The 7,101-nt window shown below is 64.6% G+C and carries 6 protein-coding genes; 1 reads left to right on the forward strand and 5 read right to left on the reverse strand.

Annotated elements, in window-relative coordinates:
- Positions 1 to 140 precede the first annotated feature (140 nt).
- Positions 141 to 1,508 carry an NAD-dependent succinate-semialdehyde dehydrogenase gene (locus tag QMX78_RS19140; RefSeq protein WP_282272556.1) on the forward strand — a complete coding sequence of 456 codons (1,368 nt, stop codon included), beginning with the start codon at positions 141 to 143 and terminating at the stop codon, positions 1,506 to 1,508.
- A gap of 309 nt (positions 1,509 to 1,817) precedes the next feature.
- Here the strand turns inward: QMX78_RS19140 and QMX78_RS19145 are convergent, their stop codons facing one another.
- From QMX78_RS19145 to QMX78_RS19165, 5 genes are all read right to left on the reverse strand, one after another.
- The gene (locus QMX78_RS19145) at positions 1,818 to 3,110 is read right to left on the reverse strand and encodes a Xaa-Pro peptidase family protein (RefSeq protein ID WP_282272558.1); all 1,293 of its coding nucleotides are present in this window, start codon (positions 3,108 to 3,110) and stop codon (positions 1,818 to 1,820) included.
- A gap of 30 nt (positions 3,111 to 3,140) precedes the next feature.
- Positions 3,141 to 4,154: a magnesium and cobalt transport protein CorA gene (locus QMX78_RS19150; RefSeq protein ID WP_282272560.1), complete on the reverse strand. Its 1,014-nt coding sequence runs from the start codon at positions 4,152 to 4,154 to the stop codon at positions 3,141 to 3,143.
- A gap of 14 nt (positions 4,155 to 4,168) precedes the next feature.
- Positions 4,169 to 5,341, reverse strand: a complete 1,173-nt coding sequence (locus tag QMX78_RS19155; protein ID WP_282272566.1) for a DUF4105 domain-containing protein — start codon at positions 5,339 to 5,341, stop codon at positions 4,169 to 4,171.
- A 62-nt stretch (positions 5,342 to 5,403) separates the two neighbouring features.
- A complete protein-coding gene (locus QMX78_RS19160; protein ID WP_282272562.1) occupies positions 5,404 to 6,282 on the reverse strand; it encodes a transporter associated domain-containing protein in 879 nt (292 codons plus the stop codon).
- A 71-nt stretch (positions 6,283 to 6,353) separates the two neighbouring features.
- Positions 6,354 to 6,974, reverse strand: a complete 621-nt coding sequence (locus QMX78_RS19165; RefSeq protein ID WP_282272564.1) for a hypothetical protein — start codon at positions 6,972 to 6,974, stop codon at positions 6,354 to 6,356.
- Between the last annotated feature and the right edge of the window lie 127 nt (positions 6,975 to 7,101).

Below are 7,101 nucleotides of genomic sequence, written 5' to 3' on the forward strand. Positions count from 1 at the left end.
GGCTGACGCCGCTCCTACAAAAGGGTTGCTGGTAAAGCCCCTGCCGAGCATGGCTCGGCACTACAGGGCTGCTTGGGATTTACCTGCGCGCAACATTCGCGGCGCTACCATCCCTGCATTCGTTGAATGCAGGTGAATCCATGGCGTCGTATCAGACTATCAATCCCTTCAATGGCGAGATCGTGCGCACGGTTGAGCTGCTGACTTCTGCTGGCATCGAGCAGCGACTGGCCGCAGCTGAATCGGCATTCCCTCAGTGGTCGGCATTGTCGCTGGAGCAGCGTGGTGACCATCTGCGCAAGGTCGCAGCCGGCCTGCGCGAACGCCGCGACGAGATCCAGCGCGTGATGACCGCCGAGATGGGCAAGCTGCGCCGCGAGGCCTTGGCCGAGATCGAGAAGAGCGCCGCCGGTTGCGAGTACTACGCCGACCACGCTGCCGACTATCTGAAGCCACAGCCGATCCCCACCGAAGCGCAGCGCAGTTACGTCATCTACCAGCCCATCGGCTGCGTGATGGCGGTGATGCCGTGGAACTTCCCGATCTGGCAGGTGATCCGCTTCCTCGCGCCGGGCTTGATGGCCGGCAACGTCGCCCTGCTCAAGCACGCCAGTAATGTTCCTGGCTGCGCCGACCTGTTGCGTGACGTGGTTGCCGCCGCGGGCATTCCGGAAGGCGTATTCGATGTACTGCATATCGACAACGATCAGGCCGCAGACGTGCTGCGTGATCGGCGGATCAAGGCAGTTACGCTGACCGGCAGTGAGCGGGCAGGGCGGTCGATTGCGGCCAATGCCGGTGACCAGCTGAAGAAGTGCGTGATGGAACTCGGCGGCAGCGATGCCTTCGTGGTGCTGGATGACGCTGATCTGGATCTGGCGGCTGCGGCAGCGGTCAAGTCGCGCTTCGACAATGCTGGCCAGACCTGCATTGCGGCCAAGCGCTTCATCCTGGTCGACTCCATTGCTGATGCGTTCGTGCAGCGCTATGTGGAAGCTGCTCAGGCACGTGTTTACGGTGATCCGCAGGATGAGGCGAGCACGCTCGCGCCGATGGCGCGCGCTGACCTGCGCGATGAGCTGCACAAGCAGGTGCGCGGCAGCATCGACAAGGGTGCAAAGGTATTGCTGGGCGGTTCGCCGGTGGCCGGTAGCAATGCGGGTTACGAGGCGACGATCCTCGACAACGTCGGGCCCGGCATGCCGGCCTACGACGAAGAGCTGTTCGGGCCGGTTGCGGCGATCATCCGGGTCAAGGACGAGGCCGAGGCCGTGCGTGTCGCCAATGACACCAGCTTCGGTCTGGGCGGCAGCGTGTGGACCCGTGACGTGCTGCGCGGCGAGAACGTCGCGGTGCAGCTGCAATGCGGCGCGGCCTTCGTCAATTCAGTGGTGAAGAGCGACGCGCGGCTGCCGTTTGGCGGGACCAAGCGCTCGGGCTTCGGGCGCGAGCTGGCTGGGCCGGGTATTCATGAGTTCATGAACATCAAAACAGTCTATGTGGCCTGACGCCGAGCTTGTAGGAGCGGCGTGAGCCGCGAAGCTGGCAATCCCTACGCGCCCACGAAAGCCAGCAACTGCAGTGAAGCGGATTGCAGGCTCTTGAAGCGCTTCGAGCATCGCTGGCTTCGCAGCTTATGCCGCTCCCACATGGGCTGCTGGTAAAGCCCCTGCCGAGCATGGCTCGGCACTACGGATGCAGCTCCCTCCCTTTCGCGTAGCGAAGGGGAGGGTTGGGGAGGGGTAGGCTCTGTCGCCTCTGATGCTGAGGTGGCTTCGCGGCTTACGCAGCTCCCACAAACCGCGCAGCCGCTCTCATCAACCGAACGGCTGGTCGATGGACCTGCTCTGCGGGGTCATCAGTGCCGCGCCATCCTCGGTGACGTAGAGGATGTCTTCCAGGCGCACGCCAAAGCGATCCGGGATGTAGATGCCGGGTTCGTCGCTGAAGGTCATGCCCGGTTCCAGCAGATGGGTGTTGCCGCGCACCAAGTAATCCCATTCGTGCATGTCCAGGCCGATGCCGTGGCCGAGACGGTGGCTGAAATAGCGGTAGTCCGGGCCATAGCCGGAATCGCTGATCACCTTGCGTGCAGCCGCATCCACATCGCCCATCGCCACGCCCGGACGTGCGGTGTTCAATGCCGCCGTTTGTGCCTTCAACACGATGTCGAACACCTTGCGGATCTCGTCATCGGGCTGGCCCAGCACCACGGTGCGGGTGATGTCGCTGGTGTAGCCACCGGCACGGCAACCGCCATCGAAGATGATCGGTGTGCCTTCGACGAGGTGCTGTGGCCTGTCCGAGCCGTGCGGGGAAGCGGTGTACTTGCCGACGTTGACGCTGGCATCGCCCTGCAAGCCCGTGCGCGCGTATGCCATCGCCAGCAGGCCGCTGATGTCCTGCTCTGTCATGCCGGGCTTCAAGGCCTTCCACACCGCTTCGTACACCGCCAGGGTGGCTTCATTGGCCAGCTTCATCAATGCCAGCTCGGCCGCGCTCTTGACCCGGCGGCAGCCCGATACCACCGGCCATGCCGGTACCACCTTGGCCTGCGGCAGGGCGTCGGCAATGCCTTTGGCGCGGAAGTAGGGCACGGCTTCTTCCATGCCCAAGGTGCCGGTGGCATGGCCCATGTCACGCAGCACCTTGGCGACCAGGGCGTAGGGGTCCTCATCTTCCTGCCAGCCGCGCACATCGTTGCCGAGCTTGATCTGCTCCAGCGTGCGCACGCGCTCGAACTCCGGTGTCACGTAGACCGGCTCGCCCCTGCGCGGCAGGATCACGCCGGTGAGGCGCTCGCTGTCCCACCAGCGCATGCCGGTGAAATAGGTCAGCGAGCTGCCAGCACCGATGAACACGGCATCGATGCCGTGCTCGGCCATCAGCCGCTGGGCCTTGGCCACGCGCGCGATGCGCTCGTCGTTTCCGATCGGTACCACCTGCGCAGCGACCGATTTCAGGGGGCGCATGGATTCGGGCAGGGCGTTGTCGGAATCGGTTGCAGTCTGTGCAGACGCGATCTGCGACAGGGGGAGTGCGGCGGCGCTGGCGATCAGCGTGTTGCGCAGGAAGCTGCGACGGGCGGGATTGGCGTGGTCGTGCTGCATGGTTGCTCTCAGGAAAGACTGGGTAGCTGGTCAAAGCCAGCCGGAACGTTTGAACAGGCGGTACAGCACCACGCAGATCACGCCGACACCGAGCATCAGCAGCGGATAGGCGAAGCGCCCGGCCAGTTCCGGCATGTGTGCGAAGTTCATGCCGTACCAGCTGGTGACCAGGGTTGGCGCGGCCAACAGCGCTGCCCATGCACCGAGCTGTTTGACCGTCTCGCCCTGTGCCAACGTCACCAGTGAGAGGTTGACGTTCAGCGCGGTGCCCAGCATTTCGCGCAAGGTATCGATGGCGTCGTTGACGCGGGCGGCATGGTCCTGCACGTCGCGCAGGTACAGCCGCACTTCCTCGTTGATCAGTTGTGCCTGGTTGCGCTGCAGCTGGGCCAGGGCATCCTGCAGCGGCGCAACCGCCAGACGCATCTTGTTGAGCTCGCGCTTGAGTTCGTACAGGCGGATCACCGTGCGCCGCTCATAGGTGTCGGCGAAGATGTTTTTTTCCAGCAGGTCCAGGGTGTCGCGGAAGCTGTCGGTGATCGGCAGGTAATGATCCACCACCGCATCCAGCACCGAGTACAGGCAGAACGAAGGGCCCATCGCCAGCAGTTCGGGTTCCTGTTCCAGTCTCGCGCGTACCGGCGCATACGACAGCGACGCGCCGTGGCGCACCGTCACCAGGAAGCGCGGGCCGAGGAAGGCATGGGTTTCGCCGTAGCGGATGCGCTCATCCACGACCTGGGCGGTGTGCACCACTACGAACAGCGAGTTGCCGTAGGTTTCGATCTTGGGCCGCTGGTGCGCCTTGCGGGTGTCTTCGATCGCCAGCGGGTGCAGGTCGAATTCTTCCTGCACCTTGTCCAGGATGGCGTCGCTGGGCTCGTACAGCCCGACCCAGACGAAGCCCTTGGCATCATCGGCAAGTACGTCGCTGATGCTGTCCAGGTCGAGCGGGCGCTGAGTGCCGTCGGCGCCGTACCAAGTGCAATTGATCACGCAGGCTGGGTTGGCCTGGACGGGAGTTGGAGTGATGCCGGTAGTCATCCCGGCATCGTGCCTCAGCTGGCCGTTGACGCCAAGCTGCGGCGCCCCAGGATCAACGCCAGTGTGAGGTGGATGGGCAGCAGCAGCACGATCCACTGCATGTTGAACTGCGCTTGCAGTGACAGCCAATGCAGCGGCAGCGCCAGCAGCGCAATCCCGGTCATCAGCCACAGGACGACCCGGAACCAGGCGCGCGGTTGGCGCCCGCGCAGCAGGCTCCATGCGCCGGGAAGCAGCAGCAGGGCCAGCGGGCTGAGCAGCAACAGGTTGCGGTTGGCCCATGCAGCCTGATGCTCACTGAAGCCCCACAGGAAGGTCAGCAGGCCACCGGCGACGCCACAGAACAGCCAGAACGGCAGCGTGAATCCGCCGATCAGGCGCGGCTTGCGGCGTGCGGCATACAGCGCAGCGGCAACGACAAGTCCGACCAGCAGCCACGGCCACCAGGAGCGCTGCTTTTCCTTTGGCTCGGGTGGCAGGCGCTGCGGCAGCAATTCCTGTTCGGCCTGTACCAGCGGGCGGCCTTCGCTGTTGCGTACCTCGCGCAGACTGTCGGCCAGGCGCATGGGCACGAAGGCTTCCTGCCAGCGCGACAGCGGCTGGTCGGCATTCGGGCCCAGGCCGATGTCGAAGCCCAGCCACATCCACGGCGAAGGCGAGGCCAGTCGTACCGACTCGCTGCGGTAACTGTTGCCACGCGAACGGCCGGCCAGCTGGGATTGCAGGGCACCGCCCATGGCCTGGTCCAGGCTGTCGCGCACCATGGTGGCGCAGTTGGCGGTGAAGTAGTCGTAGCGGTAGCGCGCGTTCTCTGGCTTGGCGCGTTCGGCCAGTGCATCAGCCAGCGCCTGTGCCTGTGCGGGCGGCAGGTCCAGCCACTGGATGTTTGCCCCGCGCCCAACACTTTCGTACTGCGCCAGGTCCTGCTCCAGCGGCAGTGCGACCAGGTAATACATCATCTTGCCGCGCACGAAGTTGCCGATGAAATCCGGCTCGGACGGGTCGAAGAAGCCAAAGTTATACGACGTTGCCTGCCCGCTTGCCGGGTCCAGCACCACCAGGGCGTCATGGCCGAAGCGTTCGAAGAACACTTCGCCCGGCAGCATGGTCACCACGCCGATACGTGGTGCTGGTTGTGTGCTGGTTTCGCTGGGTTGGTTGGCGACAGGTTGTGCGCTGCTGGCCATCGCGGCCAGCAGCAGGAACAACGACGCAAACGCGGACAGCAGCCGCGGCAGGCGCAAGGTGATCAAGCTTCGTCCTGATCTTCAGGTGGCAGGATGGTCACGTGGAAGGCCTGCACGCGGCGTGCATCGGCCTTGGCCACCCGGAACACGAAGCGCTCCAGGGTCAGCTCATCGCCGATTTCCGGCAGATGGCCGACGGCCTCGGTGACCAGGCCGCCGATGGTGTCGTAATCGTCATCGGAGAACTCGGCGCCGAAGCGCTCGTTGAAGTCGCCGATGGTGGTCAGCGCATCCACCACATAACGGCCATCGGCGAGGATGGCGATCTGCGAGGTGTGGTCTTCGGTCTCGTCGTGCTCGTCATCGATCTGGCCGACGATCTGCTCCAGCACGTCCTCGATGGTTACCAGGCCGGCAACGCCGCCGTACTCGTCGACCACGATGGCCATGTGGTTGCGCGAGAGCCGGAACTCCTTGAGCAGCACATTGAGTTTCTTCGATTCGGGGATCAGCACCGCCGGACGCAGCAGCTCGCGCACGCTGGCGTGGCTGTTGTCGGCGACCACGCCGCGCAGCAGGTCCTTGGCCAGCAGGATGCCGAGGATGTCGTCCTTGTTCTCACCGTGCACCGGGAAGCGCGAGTGGCCGGAATCGACCACCTGCTTCATCAGCTCGATGAAAGGCCGGTCCACCGGCAAGGACACCATGTGCGAGCGCGGGATCATCACGTCGCCGACGGTTAGCTCGGCCACCGAAATGGCGCCTTCCATCATCCGCAGGGTGTCTGCGGCGATCAGGCCGTCCTGCTGTGCCGTCTGCAGGATGCCAACCAGCTCGTCGCGGGTATGGGGTTCACTGGAGAACGCCGAACCCAGGCGCTCCAACCAGCTGCGTTTCTTCTCACCGTTCTCGGGCGAGGTACTACTGTCGTCTTCAGACATCTCTTGGTTTGACTGCACCCGGCAGGCCGGGCGGTGCCTGCAAGTCTAGCAGGATGTTTGCCGTCGCCTGCTCAGGCCGCCGGTGGGTTGGGGGTCTGCACGCTGGGGGCTACCTGCGGTACATCGGCCGGGGTATCGGCCGGTTTGGCTGGCGCAGGTGGGGCTTCTCCTTCGGCCGGCAGGTCCAGGCTGTAGGTGCAGCCGGCCAGGGTTTTGCCCGGGTGGGATTTGACCGTGGACACGCCCAGGATCACCGATTCAATCAGCGCTTCGCCTGTTTTGGCGTCGTTGACATCGCGGCTGACCAGCTCGCGGCCGGCCATGAACTTGTCTGGTGCGTCGTAGCCGGTCTCCAGCTCCAGCTGTTTGGCCAGCGGGCGCGGATCGGGCATGTCGAGGATGACGATGATGGTGCCGCCGGCCATGGCGATGTGGTCGGCGCTGTGCCCGAACACCGTGATCGGGGTGTTCAACATGTACTCGGCCATGAACAGGTTGCCCTGCGGCAAGGGCCGCCAGCCCAACGCTACCGCTTTCAGCGGGTCATTGACGATCGGTGCCAATGCGGCGAACTCGCTGACGCTCTGCCGGCATTCGATCAGGGCAGGCAGGTCGATGGTGGGCTGGGCGCGAGCCGAACCGGCAGCGAGGAGGAGTAGCGGTAGCAGGTAGCTTGAGCGCACGGCAGTCATTCGGTGAAGTCCTGATGCCGATGATAGCGGCATCGCCGTGCGGCGCTGTGCAGCAGGAGCGAGCAGGGGTAGTGCCGAGCCATGCTCGGCAGGGGGGTTTACCGGTAGAGCTTCTGCCGAGCATGGC

Origin of the sequence: Stenotrophomonas sp. PS02298, from assembly GCF_029959445.1 — a bacterium.
Taxonomy (GTDB): Bacteria; Pseudomonadota; Gammaproteobacteria; order Xanthomonadales; family Xanthomonadaceae; genus Stenotrophomonas.